Origin of the sequence: Rossellomorea marisflavi (genome assembly GCF_022170785.1) — a bacterium.
GTDB lineage: Bacteria > Bacillota > Bacilli > Bacillales > Bacillaceae_B > Rossellomorea > Rossellomorea marisflavi_B.
Genome location: NZ_CP081870.1, coordinates 2,268,971 through 2,289,115, shown reverse-complemented (window position 1 = coordinate 2,289,115; position 20,145 = coordinate 2,268,971). Strand labels below are relative to the sequence as shown.

General features: G+C 47.9%; 23 protein-coding genes and 3 riboswitches. Of the genes, 21 read left to right on the top strand and 2 right to left on the bottom strand.

The window, feature by feature from the left end; all coding sequences use genetic code 11:
- Positions 1-202: 202 nt before the first annotated feature.
- From fabG to K6T23_RS11885, 16 genes are all read left to right on the top strand, one after another.
- Entirely contained in the window at positions 203-955 is a 753-nt protein-coding gene (fabG, locus tag K6T23_RS11960; protein WP_238281155.1) for a 3-oxoacyl-ACP reductase FabG, read from the top strand.
- Positions 956-1,220: 265 nt separating this feature from the next.
- Positions 1,221-1,325: riboswitch (SAM riboswitch) on the top strand.
- Positions 1,326-1,439: 114 nt separating this feature from the next.
- Entirely contained in the window at positions 1,440-1,553 is a 114-nt protein-coding gene (locus tag K6T23_RS11955) for a DUF2292 domain-containing protein (protein ID WP_370296022.1), read from the top strand.
- 99 nt (positions 1,554-1,652) lie between these two features.
- Positions 1,653-2,351, top strand: coding sequence for a phosphoadenylyl-sulfate reductase (locus K6T23_RS11950; RefSeq protein ID WP_238284424.1), 699 nt, complete (start codon positions 1,653-1,655; stop codon positions 2,349-2,351).
- Positions 2,352-2,364: 13 nt separating this feature from the next.
- Positions 2,365-3,426 carry a sulfate permease gene (locus K6T23_RS11945; RefSeq protein WP_238284423.1) on the top strand — a complete coding sequence of 354 codons (1,062 nt, stop codon included), beginning with the start codon at positions 2,365-2,367 and terminating at the stop codon, positions 3,424-3,426.
- Between the two features lie 22 nt (positions 3,427-3,448).
- Positions 3,449-4,588: a sulfate adenylyltransferase gene (gene sat / locus K6T23_RS11940; RefSeq protein ID WP_238281154.1), complete on the top strand. Its 1,140-nt coding sequence runs from the start codon at positions 3,449-3,451 to the stop codon at positions 4,586-4,588.
- A gap of 9 nt (positions 4,589-4,597) precedes the next feature.
- Complete coding sequence (gene cysC, locus K6T23_RS11935; RefSeq protein ID WP_238284422.1) at positions 4,598-5,191, top strand: adenylyl-sulfate kinase; 594 nt, start codon at positions 4,598-4,600, stop codon at positions 5,189-5,191.
- Between the two features lie 12 nt (positions 5,192-5,203).
- On the top strand, positions 5,204-6,814 hold the full coding sequence (locus K6T23_RS11930) for a nitrite/sulfite reductase (protein WP_238281153.1): 1,611 nt from the start codon (positions 5,204-5,206) through the stop codon (positions 6,812-6,814).
- 13 nt (positions 6,815-6,827) lie between these two features.
- Positions 6,828-7,049, top strand: a complete 222-nt coding sequence (locus K6T23_RS11925; RefSeq protein WP_053426976.1) for a DUF3906 family protein — start codon at positions 6,828-6,830, stop codon at positions 7,047-7,049.
- A gap of 20 nt (positions 7,050-7,069) precedes the next feature.
- Complete coding sequence (gene cobA, locus K6T23_RS11920; RefSeq protein WP_053426977.1) at positions 7,070-7,837, top strand: uroporphyrinogen-III C-methyltransferase; 768 nt, start codon at positions 7,070-7,072, stop codon at positions 7,835-7,837.
- Position 7,838: 1 nt separating this feature from the next.
- Positions 7,839-8,591, top strand: a complete 753-nt coding sequence (locus K6T23_RS11915) for a sirohydrochlorin chelatase (RefSeq protein WP_238281152.1) — start codon at positions 7,839-7,841, stop codon at positions 8,589-8,591.
- Positions 8,572-9,126, top strand: a complete 555-nt coding sequence (locus K6T23_RS11910) for a precorrin-2 dehydrogenase/sirohydrochlorin ferrochelatase family protein (RefSeq protein WP_238281151.1) — start codon at positions 8,572-8,574, stop codon at positions 9,124-9,126. Before K6T23_RS11915 ends, K6T23_RS11910 begins: the two co-directional genes overlap by 20 nt.
- A gap of 213 nt (positions 9,127-9,339) precedes the next feature.
- Positions 9,340-9,945: an alpha/beta fold hydrolase gene (locus tag K6T23_RS11905; protein ID WP_238281150.1), complete on the top strand. Its 606-nt coding sequence runs from the start codon at positions 9,340-9,342 to the stop codon at positions 9,943-9,945.
- A gap of 240 nt (positions 9,946-10,185) precedes the next feature.
- A riboswitch (purine riboswitch) is annotated at positions 10,186-10,287 on the top strand.
- Positions 10,288-10,380: 93 nt separating this feature from the next.
- The gene (locus K6T23_RS11900) at positions 10,381-10,968 is read left to right on the top strand and encodes a xanthine phosphoribosyltransferase (protein ID WP_238281149.1); all 588 of its coding nucleotides are present in this window, start codon (positions 10,381-10,383) and stop codon (positions 10,966-10,968) included.
- A complete protein-coding gene (locus K6T23_RS11895) occupies positions 10,965-12,272 on the top strand; it encodes a nucleobase:cation symporter-2 family protein (RefSeq protein ID WP_238281148.1) in 1,308 nt (435 codons plus the stop codon). The genes K6T23_RS11900 and K6T23_RS11895 overlap by 4 nt, the downstream gene beginning before the upstream one ends.
- Positions 12,273-12,450: 178 nt before the next feature.
- Positions 12,451-14,007 carry a long-chain-fatty-acid--CoA ligase gene (locus K6T23_RS11890; RefSeq protein WP_238281147.1) on the top strand — a complete coding sequence of 519 codons (1,557 nt, stop codon included), beginning with the start codon at positions 12,451-12,453 and terminating at the stop codon, positions 14,005-14,007.
- A 97-nt stretch (positions 14,008-14,104) separates the two neighbouring features.
- Complete coding sequence (locus K6T23_RS11885) at positions 14,105-14,494, top strand: VOC family protein (RefSeq protein WP_148984299.1); 390 nt, start codon at positions 14,105-14,107, stop codon at positions 14,492-14,494.
- 43 nt (positions 14,495-14,537) lie between these two features.
- On the opposite strand, the gene K6T23_RS11880 is transcribed toward K6T23_RS11885, so the two are convergent.
- The gene (locus tag K6T23_RS11880; protein WP_238281146.1) at positions 14,538-15,080 is read right to left on the bottom strand and encodes a CBO0543 family protein; all 543 of its coding nucleotides are present in this window, start codon (positions 15,078-15,080) and stop codon (positions 14,538-14,540) included.
- A 112-nt stretch (positions 15,081-15,192) separates the two neighbouring features.
- The gene (locus tag K6T23_RS11875; protein WP_238281144.1) at positions 15,193-15,678 is read right to left on the bottom strand and encodes a YusW family protein; all 486 of its coding nucleotides are present in this window, start codon (positions 15,676-15,678) and stop codon (positions 15,193-15,195) included.
- A 124-nt stretch (positions 15,679-15,802) separates the two neighbouring features.
- Positions 15,803-15,902: riboswitch (purine riboswitch) on the top strand.
- Between the two features lie 70 nt (positions 15,903-15,972).
- Between K6T23_RS11875 and K6T23_RS11870 the strand changes: the two genes are divergently transcribed.
- From K6T23_RS11870 to K6T23_RS11850, 5 genes are all read left to right on the top strand, one after another.
- Entirely contained in the window at positions 15,973-17,145 is a 1,173-nt protein-coding gene (locus tag K6T23_RS11870) for an MFS transporter (protein ID WP_238281143.1), read from the top strand.
- A 110-nt stretch (positions 17,146-17,255) separates the two neighbouring features.
- Positions 17,256-18,299, top strand: coding sequence for a nitronate monooxygenase (locus K6T23_RS11865; RefSeq protein ID WP_238281142.1), 1,044 nt, complete (start codon positions 17,256-17,258; stop codon positions 18,297-18,299).
- On the top strand, positions 18,296-18,838 hold the full coding sequence (locus K6T23_RS11860) for an AAA family ATPase (protein ID WP_238281141.1): 543 nt from the start codon (positions 18,296-18,298) through the stop codon (positions 18,836-18,838). Before K6T23_RS11865 ends, K6T23_RS11860 begins: the two co-directional genes overlap by 4 nt.
- A gap of 65 nt (positions 18,839-18,903) precedes the next feature.
- Entirely contained in the window at positions 18,904-19,464 is a 561-nt protein-coding gene (locus K6T23_RS11855) for an AAA family ATPase (protein ID WP_238281140.1), read from the top strand.
- Positions 19,465-19,583: 119 nt separating this feature from the next.
- Entirely contained in the window at positions 19,584-20,117 is a 534-nt protein-coding gene (locus K6T23_RS11850) for a hypothetical protein (protein WP_056536381.1), read from the top strand.
- Positions 20,118-20,145 lie beyond the last annotated feature (28 nt).

Here is a 20,145-nt window from a genome sequence, read left to right as displayed (position 1 = left end):
GCCCAGCGGTGATCCGGGCTCTTGTTGTGTTCACCTATCGATTGAAAAGGACCTTCGTGACTCTTACACCTCCTTAGCATGTGTGTCTACAACCGGTTATGGGCAGGAATTTTCCGTGGTTTGCCGAATTGTTACTAGGAGAGGTTGTTGTACGATGCAACCTACTGAATGAACAACCATTCATGTAAGGAGTGAATAGAACGTGACGAATATAAAAAGGGTGGCAGTCGTTACCGGTGGAGCTAAAGGGATCGGGAAGGCTGTTGTGGAAAGGCTTGCTCATGAGGGCCATCAGATCGCAGTGCTAGATACGGATGAAGAAGCACTAGGATTGATGCTTGAAGGGGCACAAGGGTATGAACCGTTTACAAGGATCACGGATATATCCCGACCCGAGGAGGTGAAGAAAGCTGTGGAGGAGACAGTTGAGCGCTTCGGACGGATCGACATCCTTGTGAACAATGCAGGCGTCATCCGGGACAATCTCCTTTTTAAAATGTCCGACAGCGACTGGGATACAGTCATGGACGTTCACCTGAAAGGGGCGTTCCTGATGTCGAGGGAGGTCCAGACCTTCATGGTTCATCAAAAGCATGGGAGGATCATCAACCTATCATCCACGTCTGCATTGGGCAACCGGGGGCAGGCGAATTACTCGACTGCCAAAGCTGGTCTTCAGGGATTGACGAAGACGCTTGCCGTTGAACTGGGTCCATACGGAATCACCGTGAATGCCGTGGCTCCTGGATTCATTGAAAGCGATATGACGCGACAGACCGCCAAGCGGATCGGGATGCCGTTTGAAGAATTCGTCAGCATGAGCATCAGACAAATACCGGCCAGGCGAAGCGGTCAGCCAGAAGATGTCGCCAATGCAGTTGCCTTCTTTGCAGATGAGCGCTCATCATACGTGAACGGACAGATCCTTTATGTATCAGGTGGGCCGGCTTCCTGAAAAACCTCCTCCACAAAAAATCGTGATTCTATGATCGCGATTTTTTTGTGGTTCACGGGTGTACACTTATACTTCAAGATGAATAAATTTGGATAAGCCCATCAACAAAAAAAGGTGGTTGAAACGAAATTCTGTGAATACCTTGAGTTAAGGGCATGGAAGAAACAAATTTGTGAAAAATAGTTCAATTTCATTATTCCTATCAAAAAAGTCGGATTGACTTATCTCAATTATCTGTTATCATTTTAATTATTCAAATGAATATCACTTATCCAGAGCGGTGGAGGGAACTGGCCCGATGAAACCCGGCAACCTACGTATTGTAAGGTGCTAACTCCAGCAAAATGGGACTCATTTTGGAAGATAAGGTTCGATACCTGAACAGCTTTCCGAAATGGGGGGCTGTTTTTCCATGGACCCAGATGTTGAAACCGGGGGGAAGTCGATGAACAAGAAGGATAAACAGGAAGATGTGGCGGGATGGATGGATACGATCAATTCAATGCTTGAAAACATGGACTTCGGTTCCATCACGATCGTGGTGCAAAATGGTAAAGTCATTCAATTAGAGCGGAATGAGAAAGTACGAATCAAATAATCATGCTGACTAGAAAAACTAGAGGCATTCATCTGCAGGATTTATTTTCCTGTGCATGAATGCCTTTTTCTTTTGGGCATGAGGAAAGCGGTGATCAACGTGTTGACACACGAAAATTGGAAAGAACATGATCAGGACTTCGAGGTTGATCCCACCTATAAAGGGGCTCTAAACGTATTGGAGTGGGCATATGAGCATTATGGTGACAGGATTGTGTACGCATGCAGCTTCGGGGTCGAGGGAATGGTCCTGATCGACCTCATCTACAAGGTGAATCCCCATGCAAACATCGTCTTCCTGGATACAGATGTACATTTCAAGGAGACGTACGAAACAATCAAAAAGGTACAAGAAAAGTACCCTTCCCTTCAAATCGAGATGAAAAAACCCGCGCTCTCCCTTGAGGAACAAGCAGCTCAATTCGGGGATCGATTATGGGAAACACAGCCGAATCAGTGTTGTCAGATCAGGAAGCTCGATCCGCTGAAAGAGGTGCTTTCAGGAGGGGATGCCTGGATTTCAGGTCTTAGGCGCGAGCAGTCACCGACGCGGAAAGATACACAGTTCATCAATAAAGATGACAAGTTCAAGTCCGTCAAGATCTGTCCACTGATCCACTGGACATGGAAGGATGTATGGAGATATGTCCATAAACACTCCCTTCCATATAATGAGCTGCATGATAAAGGCTACCCGAGCATCGGATGCTTCCATTGTACGGCCCCTGCATACGATATGAATGATTTGAGATCGGGCAGATGGACAGGCAAAGGCAAGACGGAATGCGGGCTACACTAGGAGGGCAGACATGCTGGAAATCATCGCCATTATCATCAGCTTATTCTTTGCCATGAATATCGGGGCAAGCGGTGCGGCTGCGACAATGGGGGTCGCTTACGGATCGGGTGCCATCAAGAAAATGAAAGTTGCCCTTGTCATCTGTTCCATCGGGGTCCTTGCCGGTGCAGTCCTCGGAGGTGGTGAGGTGGTCAAGACCATCGGGTCGGGAATCATTCCATCGAGCATCCTGACATCGAAGTTAGTGATCATCATTCTTATATCGGCTACCTGTTCGCTTTTCATCGCCAACCTGATGGGCATTCCCCTTTCGACAAGTGAGGTGACAGTCGGTGCCGTAGTCGGAGTGGGTGTAGCATATCAGGTTCTATTCATAAAATCCCTGTTCACCATCATGGTGTTCTGGGTGATTGTCCCGTTCACGGCGTTCATTCTTACATGGTTGCTGGCCAAAGGGCTATATGGGCTAGAAAAGCGGGGATGGACATTCAATCATACATGGATCGGGTACGTTTTGATACTCGCGGGCTTCCTGGAGGCCTTCTCAGCAGGCATGAACAATGTAGCCAATGCCGTGGGGCCACTGGTGGGGGCCGGAATGCTGAAGGCGGGACCGGCCGTTTGGCTTGGTGGAGCGTTTGTGGCAGTAGGCGCGCTTCTGTTGGGTGCCAAAGTAGTCGAAACGAACGGAAAGAAGATTACGAGGTTTTCAAAGCCTGAAGGGATCCTCATTTCTAGCGTCGGTGCAGGCTTGGTGATCACCAGTTCGATTTTCGGGCTTCCCGTTCCACTGGTCCAGGTGACGTCTTCTTCCATTATAGGACTCGGAACCGCGAGGAATGGAAGGGAAGTCATCCAGAGTGATATTGTGAAGAAAATCGTGAAAATTTGGATTGTTTCACCGCTTGTGTCATTGAGCATTTCTTATTTCCTTGTAAAACTGTTGGTTGATTATGACATTTATTCCATCATCATTCCCGTTTCGGTCATGATCGCGACGATAGGGGCATTATCCTTGATGAAGGCGATCCGAAAAGAAAAACGGGCCGTTCATGAAGATGGTGGAGGAATCTGATTGTATTGAAGGAGGAAACATAATGAGTTTAGAACCACATGGAGGAACACTGGTACGATCATATGCACCTGAAGAGGAAGTGGAGACCATCAAGACGGAGATTCCCCTCGATGAGATTTCATTGAGCGATCTCGAATTGATCGCGATAGGAGGATACAGTCCCATAAATGGCTTCCTGCAAGAAGCCGATTATAAGAGTGTTGTCGAGAATCTGAGACTTGCCGATGGGACCGTCTGGAGCATCCCGATCACCCTGCCGGTGGAGCAGGAGGTTGCAGATCGCTTAACGATCGGGAGTAAAAGCAGGCTGGTATACGACGGGACAACGTACGGATCGATCGATGTACAGGAAATCTTCACCCCTGATAAAGAAAAAGAGGCGCTGCTCGTTTATGGAACCACAGACCTTGAGCATCCCGGAGTCAAAAAGCTTTTCCACCGTGGCCCCATCTATGTGGGAGGGAAAATCACCCTACATAAGCGCTTGAATAAACCCTTCGAAGCTCACACATTCGATCCTGTGGAGACGAGAGCAGCATTCAATGAAAAAGGGTGGAAGACGATTGTGGGATTCCAGACCAGGAACCCGGTTCACAGAGCTCATGAATATATCCAAAAGACGGCTCTAGAAACAGTGGATGCCTTATTCCTCAATCCCCTCGTCGGAGAAACGAAGTCAGATGATATTTCGGCTTCGATCAGGATGGAAAGCTATGAAGTCCTTCTCAAAAACTATTACCCTAAGGACCGTGTGTTCCTGGGGGTATTCCCGGCAGCCATGCGGTATGCAGGACCTCGCGAAGCCATCTTCCACGCGCTGGTGAGGAAAAACTATGGCTGCACTCATTTCATCGTGGGCCGTGATCATGCCGGGGTCGGGGACTATTACGGAACCTATGATGCACAGAAGATCTTTGAGCAGTTTAACGAGGATGAGATTGGCATCGTACCATTAAAATTCGAGCACAGCTTCTACTGTCAGAAATGTGAAGGAATGGCCACGACGAAAACATGTCCCCACGGGAAAGAGGACCGGGTCATCCTGTCGGGAACGAAGGTGCGCGGTATGCTAAGGGCCGGTGAAGTCCCTCCAAGCACCTTCTCAAGACCGGAAGTCATCAACGTGCTCATTGAAGGATTGAAGAAGGAAGGATCACAGTAAGGAGGAGAGATCATGTCTGATATCGTCTGGCATGAAAGTGCCGTAAAAAAAGGAGACCGCCGAAATAAAAATGGCCATGGCAGCTTCATCCTTTGGTTCACGGGGCTATCTGCCTCCGGGAAGTCATCGGTTGCAAACGCCCTGTCCCATCGACTATTCCAAGAAGGGAAGCAAGTGTATGTACTCGATGGGGACAATGTCCGCCATGGATTGAATGCAGATCTTGGCTTCAATGAAAAGGACCGCAAAGAAAATATCCGCAGGATCGGTGAAGTGTCGAAGCTATTCGTGGACAGCGGACAAATTGTCCTCACGGCTTTCATATCACCGTACAGGGAAGATCGTGCAGTGGTCCGCAGCCTGGTTGGAGAAGGAGAATTACTCGAGGTCTATGTTCATTGTCCACTGGATGAGTGTGAAAAGAGAGATCCAAAGGGGTTATACAAAAAAGCGAGGAATCAGGAGATCCCGAATTTCACAGGGATCAGCGCCCCTTATGAGGAGCCGGAGAATCCTGAAATCACGTTGAACACAAAAGAACATTCGATAGACGAGTGCGTTGAACAGATCTGGAATCATCTTCAAGTAAAACAATTGATCTAAGGAGTGGAGAGCATGGCTTATCAGAAGCACTGGGAACAAAATGAGAAATTGAACAAAACCGAACAATGGAAGCTTGAGCGCGATGGGTTGACCATACTGGAGGACATTCCTGAGTATGCTAAAAACGGATTTTCTTCGATCCCGAAGGAAGAGTGGGATAAGTTCAAATGGGCAGGATTGTATTTGCAACGTCCAAAGGAAGATGGTTATTTCATGATGAGGGTCAATGTCCCTTCTGGCATCCTTACCTATGATCAAGCCGTCGAACTTGCAGCCATCTGTAAAGAGTATGGTCGTGATGTGTATGACATCACGACGCGACAGGCAATCCAGTTCCACTGGCTGAAAATCGAACAGATTCCCGACATCTTCGAGCGTCTTGAAAAAGTCGGCCTTTCCTCCGCAGGTGCTTGCGGTGACATTACAAGGAATATCGTCGGTAATCCATTGACAGGTATCGATCCGGATGAACTGTTCGATACAAGGGAAATCGTGAAGGAAGTGTATGACTTCTTCCAGCTCAATGAAGATTTCTCAAATCTTCCGAGAAAATATAAGCTCTCCATCTCTTCGAACATCAACAATGCATCCAATGCTGAAATCAACTGTGCATCTTTCGTTCCGGCCACCAAGGTCATTAATGGAAAGAAGGTGGCAGGATTCCACCTGAAGGTTGGTGGCGGACTGTCTGCCAGACCATTCCTTGCCGAGACGCTGGATGTATTCATCGAACCTCATCAGGTAAAGGACGTAACGATTGCTGTAACCACGATCTTCAGGGATTTTGGATACAGGGAGAAGAGGCATCTCGCCCGTTTGAAGTTCCTCGTTGCCGACTGGGGACCTGAAAAGTTCAAGGAAAAACTATTGGAGTATGTCGAGCTACCTGATGGTGGGGAAGATGCCGTAACGGGATGGAATGCAGGCTACTTTTACGGAGTAAAGCCTCAAAAGCAAGAGGGGCTGAATTACGTGGGGTTGAATGTGCCGGTGGGCAGACTCAGTTCCGACGAAGTGCTGGAGCTTGCAAGGATATCGAAAAAGTACGGGAACGGTGAAATGCGAAACTGCAACTCACAGAATCTCATCATCCCGAACATCCCGGATGAGCATGTGGACGCCCTGTTGGCAGAGAAAATATTCGACAGGATCTCTACAAGCCCGTTATCCTTCATAGGCTATTCCGTGTCCTGCACTGGAATCGAATATTGCAATCTTGCCCTCGTCGAAACGAAGGAGAGAATGAGAAGAATCGCCAATGAACTGGATCGTGAACTGAGCCTTGATGTGCCGGTGCGCATGCATATGGTCGGATGTCCCAATTCATGCGGGCAGAGACAAATTGCCGATATCGGTCTTCAGGGGATCAAGATGAGGACAAAAGATAAAAAGATGATCGAGGCATTTGAAATTTATGTAGGCGGGACACTCCAAGATGGAGGGACATTGAATGAAAAGCTGAAGGGGAAAGTCGAAGCTGAACAGCTATCCGATGTGGTGAAGGGTCTCCTGCTCCACTTCAAGAATACGAAGGAACCAGGGGAAGCCTTCTTCGATTACGTAAATCGGGTAGGCACAGCCGATCTTCAGCAGTCACTTGACGGGTTGCTTCAGGAAGCATAAAGGGGATGAATTGATGAATCTTTACCGATTTGAAGTAACGACTCCGACATTTGTCACCCCTGTCGTTGTCGCAGCAGACTCTGATGAAAAAGCGTTTGATCTTGTAGAGATCGAGTTGGAGAAATATTTTCTTAAGAAACCGGAGATCGTGGATATTTCGCTTTATGAGAAACGGAGATTGCGAGGAGGAGGAGCGGCATTCGTCCTCCATGAGAAGGAAACCATCATAAAGTAAACTCTGAAGGAGGAGATCCAATGGGGAAAGTATATTTAGTTGGGGCCGGGCCAGGGGATCCGGACCTTCTGACCATCAAAGGGCTGAAAGCCATCCAGCAGGCCGATGTGATTCTTTATGATCGACTGGTGAACAAAGAGCTCCTAACCCATGCAAAAGAAGGGGCAGATCTGATTTACTGCGGGAAATTGCCTCATTATCACACGATGAAGCAGGAAACGATCAACCGTTTTCTCATTAAATATGCATCGGGATCCAAGGTAGTAGTCAGACTGAAAGGGGGAGATCCATTTGTGTTCGGAAGAGGTGGAGAGGAGGCAGAGGCACTAGCTGCTAAATCCATCCCGTTCGAAGTGGTGCCAGGCATCACTTCGGGCATTGCCGCTTCTGCTTATGCGGGTATCCCTGTCACCCATCGTAATGTGAGCGCAAGCGTCGCATTTGTCACCGGTCACGCACACGGTGAGGAAGATGAAGAGAAATGGGAAGGTCTTGCAAAAGGTGTCGACACCCTCGCAATCTACATGGGGGTCGGCAATCTCCCTTTTATCCGGGACCGCCTAATCCGCTATGGTAAATCTCCCGAAACCCCCGTTGCCCTAGTTCATTGGGGCACGACGGATGTACAGAAGACGGTCACCGGAACGCTGGCTGATATCGTCGATGTCGTGAAGAAAGAAGGCGTACAGAATCCAAGCATGATCATCGTCGGAGAAGTCGTCCGTTTCCGGGAAAAGATCAAATGGTTTGAGAATATGCCGGAACCGGCCATCAGTGAGGCATTATAAAATGAAGAAAGCCGTCTTATATGTTTGTCACGGAAGCCGCGTGAAGGAAGCGAGGGATGAAGCCGTCGACTTCATCACCTCGTGCAAAGTCCATGTCGACGCAGAGATCCAGGAGATCAGTTTCCTCGAACTTGCAGAACCATCCATCCAGGAAGGGTTCGCTGCCTGCGTGGAAAAAGGCGCAACACACATCGCCGTCGTACCGCTCCTTTTACTCACGGCCGTGCATGCAAAAAAAGATATCCCGGAAGAGATTGATCAGTGCATGATACAGTACCCTGAGATATGCGTCAGCTACGGACGTCCGATCGGTGTGCATGACAAACTGATTGAAAGTGTGATCCTCCATTTGAATTCCGTGGTTGATCATGTGGTCCTCATCGGAAGGGGAAGTTCAGACCCGGCAGTCAAACGTGATCTCGGAGCGATTGCAGAGAAGGTCCAGCGGCGATCAGGAATGAAAACGGTCCAAACATGTTTTCTGACCGCATGTGAACCATCCTTCACCGGTATCCTCGAGGAGATGTCATCAACAAAAGAACCAGTCCTCTTTATCCCGTACCTCCTATTCACGGGCCTATTGATGAAAGACATTCAAGCGAAAATCAAGAAGACTGGAAATCCCCATCTTCAGCTCGGAAAGTATCTAGGGTACAACCATCTCGTAAGGGAGGCGTTCGTGGAGCGTACGCACGAAGCCCTGTTGAGTCCTCTCTATAGAAGGGGTGAGCAATTTGTTGCCGCTGATGCTTGATGTTACCGGGAAGAAGGTGATCATCGCTGGCGGAGGGAAGGTTGCCCTGCGCAAGTTATCCATTTTCATGAAGGAGGGAGCGGCGATCACCGTCATCAGCCCGGAGGCATCTGAAGAAATCCAGCGACTTCATGAAAAAGGCACACTCTTTTGGAAAAAAACCGTCATTAAGAAAGAAGATTTGGAGGGGGCCCATTTTCTCATCGCTGCCACGAATGATCCCTCCACGAATGAAGCGCTATGTGACATGGCGGATACAGGCACATGGGTCTGTGTGGCAAGTGACGGCAATAAGGGGAACATGCAGATGATGTCCTTCAAACGGGATGGGGATCTCACCATTTCCGTTTCCACCTCTGGCTCAAGCCCCGGGCTGGCGAAAGAATTGTCCGGGATCCTCATGGACCGGTGCAAATCGATTGCGGAAAAGTTGCCTGTCATCAAAAAAGAGCGGGAGCGAATCAAGAATACCCTGCCAATGCAAGAGAGGAGGGAGCGGATTCGCTTCTTCATACAGGGACTCATGCGCAACTAAAACAGGAAAGCCGGTCTCTGGTGGAGGCCGGTCATTTTCTGGTGGTGGAATATTTTGGGTTGTGTTAGATTGTGAGGAGAAGAATGAAAGAGGGTGAATGGATATGAAGTATTTTGTTGAGGTAGTCGGAAGCGGACCAGCCCCCCTCATATTCCTACACGGTCCATATGATCGACCTGCCGGGTATCGGGAGGGGGGACGGGCCTTTCTGGCATGATCACTATGGAGGATGCAGCCGGATGGGTGAAGGAATATATGGATGAACAGGGGTGGGAAAGCGCCACCATCATAGGCCACTCTTTGGGAGGAGCCATTGGGTTATCAACAGCATCCTTTCATCCGGACCGGGTCGATAAACTGGTGCTCCTCGACATCGAATTTGCCAGGATTGAACGGTTTCCAGTCAGTATGTTTGGCACAACGGGATATTTCCTCCCTATCATCAGTGGGCTTCATCGCTTATTCGGACCAAGGTTTCTTGGACAGGATGGAGAGAAAAAAACAGATACTAATGTGAAATCCGAAGAAAAAATGGTATCACTGATCTCAAGCCTCGAACTCATCGATGATGCGTTCATTCGAAAAGCGATCCTTTCCATGCAGGAAGCTTCCCCATCGGGAATTGGTCTTCTCCTGGCTCTTTATCGTTATCATATGCCAAAAGCATTGAAGGGATTGTCTACACCGACCCTCGTGTTATATGGAAACCGTGAAGGGAAAGCATCAAGGATCCAACGAAGGATTTCACGCCAGGTCTCCAACTATCAGAACCAGCAGCTTCATTCAAATCACTCGTTAGTGGGCACTATGCCCATATGAGTGACAAGCGTTCAATCGGGTACATAAGGGATTTTTTATTCAGTAGCGAACAGGTTCAGAGAAGTGAAATTCGATGAACTCATGAATGGATTCTGATTTATGTAAGATATTTGATTCGATTTCCTGCATCTATTGCCAGAGCCAAACCACAGTGTTTGCGAACAATAACTTGGAAATACTCCCGAACGTTAGGAAATACACCTTTACAAATCGTTTTTTTCCCGATATAATCCGTACTATCAACTACATAAAAAGCACACTCATATAAAGGCAGGGATAAGGCCTGCAAGTTTCTACCGGTTCACCGTAAATGAATCGACTATGAGTGAGCAATGCGGCGTATTTTTGCGCTTTCCTTTCATAACCCGAAGGCATTGTCTCACTCTGAGAGATGCTTTCGGGTTATTTCATTTTCAAAAAGGGAGCGAAGCCACATTGGAACTACTTCACAAGAAGATTGAACAAGAAGGAAAGGTATTATCAGATACAGTATTGAAGGTGGATTCGTTCTTGAATCATCAAGTGGATCCGCAGCTGATGAAGGCAATAGGGGAGGAATTCGCAGCTCGCTTCAGACAAGAGGGCATCACCAAGGTGCTCACGATTGAATCATCAGGGATTGCACCGGGTGTGATGGCTGCCATGGAACTCGAAACGCCGTTGATCTTTGCCCGCAAAAAGAAGTCTCTTACTCTATCAGAAGGTCTCCTCACAGCCGAGGTCTATTCCTTCACGAAGCAGGAGACCAATACCATTTCAGTATCCACCCAATACCTCAAAGAAGGGGACAGGGTGTTGCTGATTGATGATTTTCTGGCGAACGGACAGGCTGCCCTTGGACTGATCGAGCTCGTGAAAAAGGCCGGTGCACACGTGGCAGGAATCGGAATCGTCATTGAAAAATCCTTCCAAGAAGGCGGGAAACTCGTAAGGGAAACAGGTTACCGGGTCGAGTCGCTGGCTGAAATTGAGTCACTCAACGACGGGCAAGTCACCTTCAAAAAAGGAGCTGAAGTGTCATGAATCAATCATCTCTCAAGACCGCTTCCCTAGGGATTCAGCACGTACTCGCCATGTATGCGGGAGCCGTTATTGTCCCTCTAATTGTTGGAGGTGCCCTAGGTTTGACGGGCGAGCAACTCACTTATCTCGTGTCGATTGACATCTTCATGTGCGGAATCGCCACCCTGCTTCAGGTGTGGAAGAATAAATTCTTCGGCATCGGACTTCCGGTCGTCCTTGGATGTACCTTCACAGCCGTCGGTCCCATGATCTCCATCGGAGCGAAATACGGGATCACAAGCATTTATGGATCCATCCTTGCTTCAGGTTTGTTCGTCATCATCATCAGCACGTTCTTCGGAAAGCTTGTACGGTTCTTCCCACCGGTCGTGACAGGATCTGTCGTCACCATCATCGGGATCACCCTGATTCCCGTTGCCATGAATAATATGGCTGGAGGAGAGGGGAGCGCGGATTATGGTTCCATGGATAATCTTCTCTTGGCATTCGGGACCCTGATCTTCATACTTGTTCTTTACAAGATGTTCACCGGCTTCATTCGATCTGTATCCATCCTGCTGGGGCTCGTGGCAGGAACCATCGCTGCCATGTTCATGGGAAAAGTCAATTTTTCAGAAGTAGGGGAAGCATCATGGTTCCATATGGCACAGCCGTTCTACTTCGGCATGCCGACCTTTGACATCGCCGCGATCCTAACCATGATCCTTGTGGCCATGGTCAGCCTGGTAGAATCGACGGGCGTCTATTTCGCCCTCGGGGATATCACGGACCGGAAGCTTAGCGAGGAAGATCTATCCAAAGGGTACCGGGCAGAAGGGCTTGCCATCTTCCTCGGTGGGATCTTCAACGTCTTCCCATATACCGCGTACTCCCAAAACGTCGGGCTTATCCAGCTTTCAGGCGTAAAGAAATCAAATGTGATCTATGCCGCGGCAACCTTCCTGATCATCCTGGGCCTTGTACCGAAGATCGGAGCCCTCACGACCGTCATCCCATCTGCCGTGCTAGGCGGTGCCATGGTGGCCATGTTCGGCATGGTCGTCGCATACGGAATCAAGATGCTTAGCAGGGTGGACTTTTCATCACAAGAGAATCTTCTCATCATTGCATGCTCCGTCGGGATGGGTCTCGGAGTTACCGCTGTGCCGGAACTCTTCTCAAAAATGCCCGAAGCGGTCCGCATCCTCACCGATAATGGAATCGTGGCCGGAAGCCTCATGGCCATCTTCTTGAACCTTTTCTTTAATGTCTTCTCCCGTCAACGTGACAAGAGGGTTGTGTTGCAGGAGCAGAAGGCGTCGTGATCGTCTACCCATTACCAGCACCTCTACATAAGTAGGGGTGTATTTGTATGCATTAAAACGACATTATATTGTCCAGCAAAAAGGATAACGCATACAAGCGTAGAATCTATAGGATAGATATCCATCTGCGCATCGCATCATTCAAGCCCTGGTAAGAGGGCGATCGAGGGGGAAGACGATGTACGCAACGACTGGAACGATGTTTGATCAAAGTGTGGAGAATTACCGGAACCAGGAAGCAATTGTAGAGGTGAAAAGTGGACAGCGGATGACTTACGGACAATGGCAGGAAAGAGTCCACCAGATGTGCAGTGCACTTCAGGCAGAAGGAGTGAGGAAGGGGGACAGGATTTCGACCTTTCTGTATAATACCGAGATGCTGGCAACTGTTTATTTTGCCTGTGGGAAAATCGGAGCCATTATCAACCCGATCAACTTTCGACTTAATTCAGATGAACTGGCCTTCATCATGCATGACGCCAAACCAAAAGTGTTCATATTTGAAGAAGCACTTCGAAACGTCGTGGAAGGAATAGCACCGGATTTCGGTCAAACCGTCTTCTGGTATGAAGGTGGGAATCCGCCTGCCTTTTCAAAGCGAGTGAGCGACATGGCCTTTTCGACTCAATTTGAAAGGGTGGAAGTGGATGAAAATGATCCGTATGCGATGATGTATACGAGTGGGACCACGGGAAGGCCGAAAGGAGTGCTTCATCGCCACCGTGATGTGATGGAACAGGCGTTGATCCTGACGGGTGTCATGGGATACCGGTCGGGTGATGCGGGATTGGTCACAGCTCCGATGTTTCACTGTGCTGAACTCCATTGTGCCTTCGTACCAAGGGTACTCGCCGGCGCAAAGAACGTCATCCTTCATCAATTCGATCCAAAGCGCGTTCTAGAAACAATTGAACGGGAGGGCATTACGACTCTTTTTGCAGCTCCTACCATGTGGAGTATGATCCTCGAGGAGGGGGCCTCCCACTATAACACCTCGAGTCTACGTAATGGGCTTTATGGAGCGGCACCCATGGCACCTAGTCTTGTAAGGAAACTTCACGATGAACTAAAGATCGAGCTGATACAAGCCTATGGACAAACAGAAATGGGTCCGGCAATTGCGTTCCTTCTACCCCATGAACAACTTATCAAGGCAGGTGCGGCAGGAAAAGCGGCCTATCATCATGAGATACGGGTCGTTAAACCAGAGACGACGGGACCGGCAGAACCGGGGGATGTCTGTGCTGTGGGTGAAATTGGTGAAATCATCGTGAAGGGGTCGTGCACGATGATCGGGTACCATGGCCGGTCGGAAGCAACGGAACACGCTTTATATAAAGGATGGTATCATACCGGAGACCTTGGATATGTTGACGGAGAAGGATACCTTTATATCGCCGACCGAATCGACGATATGATCATCTCCGGAGGGGAAAATATCTATCCGAGGGAAGTCGAGGATGCCTTGCATGCCCATGAGGGAGTAGGGGATGTCGCGGTCCTTGGAACACCGGATGAAAAATGGGGGGAAGTGGTCACGGCCGTCATTGTCCCTAAGTCGAACACGTTGACGGCTCAAGAATTGAATGACTATTTGAAGAATGGAAAGGCTCTTGCAGGCTATAAACGCCCACGGACCTATCGCTTCGCCCCGTCACTTCCACGAAACGCCAGTGGGAAGATTCAAAAATTCTTGTTGAAAGAGACCCTGTCAAATGAAATACACACTAATTAATACTATAATAATATTATGTAAACTAAAATTGAATTCTATCATCTTTTGCTGAACATGATACAATGAAATGTACCATGTATTGAAAGAAGTGAAAAATATGATCACCTACCAGAGTCTTCACCATGTCAGTTTGGCTGTGACCGATCTCGAAAGGTCTAAGAAGTTCTACAAGGATGTTCTGTGCCTGGAAGAGACCAAACGTCCGGAATTTGGCTTTCCAGGTGCTTGGTACGCCATAGGTAACCAGCAGCTCCATTTGATTGTCCATCCGACCTCTCAAACGATACGGGATGAGAAGGTGCTATCAAGTAGGGAAGGCCATTTTGCCCTGCGGGTGGACGATTACGACAGAACCTCGACATGGCTCAAGGAACACGGAGTTGAAATCTTGGAAAAACCTCAATCAAAAAGTGGTTTTGCCCAAATCTTTTGTCAAGATCCTGATGGCAATCTGATTGAATTGAATGTAGATCAAAAAGATTTATGAAGGATCGAAAAAACCTCCCGCGGCTCAAGGAGGTTTTTTTCATTCAACGTATGATTCGATCATGGCTTGCAATGAAATCACACACCCATTTGATCACCAGTCCGACAATGAACAAAAGAACGAAGGACGAGAAAGGATTCCAGTGATGGAGCTCATAAAACTGAAAATGGACGAAAATCGGCATGCCTACGAATCCGATCAACGCACTGACCAGTAATAAAGTGATCAGATAGGCCTTCCATTTGGTGAAGTACTGGTATATCAAAGCAAATACCACTGGAATCGTCATAAAATCTACGGCATTGAAGCTTTCAAGAAATCCGATGAACTGATAGGGATAGCTCCAATAGCCGAAGTAGTTGCCAATTTCGTTCACGAGGGCAACCAGGAAGAAAGAAAATAGCAGGCAAAACGCACTCATGATAAAACGGGATCGGTCGATTAACACGATGAACACCAGAAAGAACAAGATGTTTATAATGAGAATAAACCACCAGTGTCCGCTGAACAGGTTATCTTCCATCCAGTAGGCCATTTCGGTCTGCATAAGGTGGTGCCGTGCTTCATTGACTGTATGCAAGGTCATCCTGATTACTCCTTTTTAGGAGTATCATGCACCTTAACGCTAGCAATTATACGAAATCAAGCGTGATCAATCAGAAAAAGCGGGTCCCTGTGAGAGGTTTCCCGCTTTCCAATTATTGCTTAATGTCTTTATATTCTTTTTCAGTGCCGTCAGGGAATGTCACTTCAAGTTCAAACTTTTCGTAATCATCCTTTAGAGAGAAGGTATCCTTCACTTGCTTCATGACCTCTTCATCAGGGGTATCTTTGTCAAAGTCAAGCTTCTCAAGCATAGGCGTAATCTTATCCATGGCTTTATCCCCAGAAAGCTTTTCGTCATTCATGTCATCCTGGAAACTCGCTTCCATTCCATCTTCATCGTTATCGTAGTCCACCTCATAATCCTGATGATCGGCATAGTCCACATCAAGATCGAAGCTTGTAAAGGCGAATTTATTATCCTGTGACGTATCAGTCATAGAATCATTTGAGGTATCGTTATTGGCGCTCTCATTTTCCTTGGGCGCATCTTTAGGCGGGTCCTTGACTTCATCATTACTGCATCCAAACAGTAGAAGTGAGGCAGCGAATGCTGGTATGACAGCAGTTTTCAATTTCATGATTTTCTTCCTCCATTCGATGAGTTTCTCTTAGTATACCCAGATGTGGAATCGTGAATCCCCGATCGTAAGCTTTCGTGCTTTTGTACCATGGGTTGAAAGAGTGAAGGGAGTATGCTACTATATTCTAGGAAAATAAATACGTTGTATAACCTCAATAATATGGTTTGAGGGTCTCTACCAGGAACCGATAAATCCTGATTACAAAATTCTTTGCCTTTCATTTTGTAATCAGGATTTTTTGTGTTGTCATTTTCTGTGCAAAGTGGAAGGTGTACAGAAAGGTGAGGGAATATGAACTGGAGAGTGTATGTATTGGCTGCATCCACATTTGCAGTCGGACTGGTCGAATTGATTGTCGGAGGAATTCTTCCGAATATAGCGGAGGGACTGGATATATCCCTAGGGAAAGCAGGTCAGCTCATCACGGTGTTTGCACTGGCCTACGCCATTTCGGCGCCGTTATTGTTGTCCTTGACGGCCAAGGTGGAGAGAAAGAAGCTATACCTCATGGCACTTTCTGTCTTTACCGTGGGAAATATCATAACGTTTTTCAGCACTGATTTTACCTTGGTCATCATCGCCCGGATCATTACAGCCATGAGTACGGCTCTTGTGGTGGTTCTGTCTTTGACCATTGCGGCCAAACTCGTGAAGCCTAGTCACCGAGCAAAGGCATTGGGTCTCGTTTTTGTCGGAATCAGCTCTTCCCTGGTCCTCGGTGTACCGATCGGGATTTTCATGACAGAGACATTGGGTTGGCGATCTACATTCCTCGGCATCGCAGTCCTTTCAGCGATCTCTATCGTTCTTAACGCGTTTCTTCTGGAGAAGATGCCGGTCGACAAGGTGACACCTCTGAAGGAACAATTCAAGGCGATTCTACATCCAAAGGTATTTTCTGGACATCTGATCAGCTTATTCATGCTGGCAGGGCATTATATGTTTTATGCATACTTCACACCCTATCTGATCCAAACGTTTGATAGTTCACCAAAAGCCATCTCGATTTTTTATCTGCTGATTGGACTTGCCTCCGTTTGCGGCAACTGGGTGGGGGGATGGCTGAGCGACCGCATCGGTTCAAAGTCTATTGTCCTTGTAACGATCCTGTTTGCCATCGTGCTCTTTTCGATTCCGTTCACTGCAGGGTTCATGCCGCTCTTTGTCGTCATGACCATCCTATGGGGAGGACTCAGCTGGGCCCTTACGCCGGCACTTCAAAATTATCTGATCCAAACGGCACCTGAAACGTCGGATATTCAGCAAAGCATCAATACGTCTGCCCTGCAGGTTGGTATATCCGTAGGATCGGCACTAGGAGGTGCTGTCGTCAGCGTATCCCATGACGTATCGCACCTCGCAAGCTTCGGATCCATTTTAGTGGTGTTCGCCATCTTCAGCGCCCTTTTCTCGTTGAGGCATGCCCCTTTGAAACGGAACGATTCGTTAAAGCAAGTTGGCTGATCATGACCCGCATCGTGGATGCGGGTTATTTTTTTTGTTGAAAATTAGAGGAAGCAGTCGAATGCGGGTCGAAGTGATACATAGAAGGGTAAAGAAAGGAATGGTGAAACATGAATCGGTTTCTGAAACGATTATCCTTGGATAAACCGATCATACAGGCACCGATGGCTGGAGGGATCACCACGACTGAAATGGTAAAGGCATCGATGGACGGGGGGATCCTTGGCAGTTTGGCTTCGGGATATTTGGCACCTGACACACTTGAAGAACAAATTCGTTCCGTTTCTAATCATTCAGAGCGACACTTTCAAGTAAATGTTTTCGTACCCGGTGGGCAAAAGGTCCCCAAGGATGAGGATGTCGAATCATGGAAGGAAAGAGTCCCTGGGTCACAACACGCAGGGAATTTCATGACCATAGAGGAGCAGTGGGATGATTTTTACAGGAAAATCGATCTCATCCTTCACTATAAGGTGAACATGTGTTCATTCACCTTCGGGCTTCCGCCTGTCAAGATTGTGCAGCAATTAAAGGAAGAGGGTTGCCTTCTCATGGGAACAGCTTCCACGGTGAATGAAGCCGTGCTAATGGAAAAAAGGGGCATGGACATGGTGTGCATGCAGGGGAGCGAAGCCGGTGGCCATCGGGGAGGTTTCCTTGAGGAGAATGGAGACTCCTCCATCGGGCTGATTGCCTTGATCCCACAGACGGTAGATGCCATCGATATTCCTGTCATTGCTGCAGGGGGCATCACCGATTACAGGGGATTGAATGCCGCTTTGGCATTGGGCGCTGAAGGCGTTCAGGTCGGGACGCCTTTCCTCCTCTGTAAGGAGAGCGGAGCCTACCCTGTCCATAAGCAACGGATCATAGAGGCCAATGGTGCAGAAACAAGAGTGACTTCTTTGTTCACTGGAAAGAAGGCAAGAGGGATCGTAAATAAATGGATGATGGAGAACGAAGGGTATGAACGATCGGTTCTTCCTTATCCTCATCAACACGTCATGACTAAACCCATGAGACAAGAAGCCGCTCAGGCAGATGCTCCTGCCCGCATGTCCCTGTGGGCTGGCCAGGGAATCGGTTCATTGGGCAAAGAGACGACCGTAAAAGAAGTGATTGCCAAATTTGAAGGAACGGAGGGGGTTGTATGATCATCATGATCAATGGAGCCTTCGGTGCAGGGAAAACTACGCTCGCCAACTCCCTTTGCAAAGAGCTCCCCGGCAGTATGATTTTTGATCCGGAGGAAGTGGGGTATATGCTCAGGAATGTGATCCCGGAGGAAAGGAAAAGGCTCGAAGCTCCTGAGGGGGATTTTCAGGATCTGGATTTGTGGAGAGATCTGACTGTTGAAGTAGGAGGCCGCCTGTTCGAGAGGTATCGGACCGACCTGATCGTACCCATGACCATCCGCAAGCAGGAATATCTGACGGCCATAATCGAAGGCTTCAAGCAAAAGGGACAGGAAGTCATGCATTTCTGTCTCATGGCGTCTAAAGAGACCATCCATGAGCGCCTGCGGAGTCGGGGCGAGGAAGAGGGTAACTGGTGTTTCATGCAAACGGATGCCTGCCTTCTTGCCTATGAAACGGGTGAATTCGATCCATATTTGGAAACAGAGGGTAAGACAATTGAAGAACTGACATCTTTCATCGTGAGAACCCTGCAGAAGCAAACTTCTAAAGGATGAGGATATATGGTTGTCCCGGTACCTGTATGAAAGATGAAAAAATAGGTAAATGGGAGAGGAAAAGAATGAAACTTGTAATCATCATTGGCCCCCAGGCTGTCGGTAAGATGACAGTCGGGCAAGAACTTGCAAAGATCACCGGTTTGAAGTTATTCCATAATCATATGACCATCGACCTTGTAGGGAATTTCTTTGATTATGGAAGTACGGAAGGAAAGCGGCTTGTCAAATTGTTCCGACATGAGCTTTTTGATGCCATCTCCAAAAGTGATTTGGATGGATTGATTTTTACATTCGTGTGGGCATTTGATATGAAGGAAGATTGGGACTACATAGAGAGCATCTCCACAATGTTCTCATCCCGGGGAAGCTCCGTATTCTATGTGGAGCTCGAAGCAGGTGTCCAGGAAAGATTAAATCGGAACAAAAGTGAAAACAGACTCAACCACAAACCATCCAAGAGGGATATGGATTGGTCAGAATCTGACCTATTGGATTCCATGACTACCTACCGATTGAACTCCATTGAAGGAGAACTGAGCGGGGACAATTATATACGCATCGATAACTCTGCGTTGAGCGCAGCAGAGACGGCTGAAATAATAAAGCATCGTTTTGATCTATAGTTTCATATGATGATACGAAGTGAGTATCTCTCTAACACGTGAGGTACGCTCCATCATTCATGACCCGTTCAGAATAAAAGGATTGTGGGTGATGAGGATGATCGCGAAAGGGTGATCAGATGAATGGCCAACGATTCAGGCTTCTTTTTGTAGGGAGCCTATTGCTTCTCACCATCCTCCCGTTAACGCTGATGACCATCCATCAAAACGGAGAGAAGAAAGATGCCTTTCTGGAATTCGCACGATCCTATGCATCTCTGGATCGTGAGGTTGTCAAAGCGGTTGAAGAGTATCGGACGGTGCAGGGGACTGATGATGCCGCCGATGCCGCATCCGGTGCAGGTGCTGCGGCAAGCGAAGGCATTTCAGCTATGTGGGAACTTGACCCACCTGAAAATCTCCCATCTGATGTGAAAGATCAAGTGCAACAAGCGCTGAGCTCAATAAAGGATTCCTATCATTCAATCAAATTCGAAATGGACACTGTGCATCATCAGGTAACCAATCCCGATATTCCCTTTCTTGAAACACAAGTCGAGTATTTTGGATATGTGGCGGATAGGGAAAGAAAAGCTTCAAGGGAGTCCCTGATCAAAGCAGGGAATAGCCTCGGAGTTGCGAGGGAAGAAATGATGAAGATTTTAGGGGAATAAAAAAGACCAGAGCGTGGCTCTGATCTTT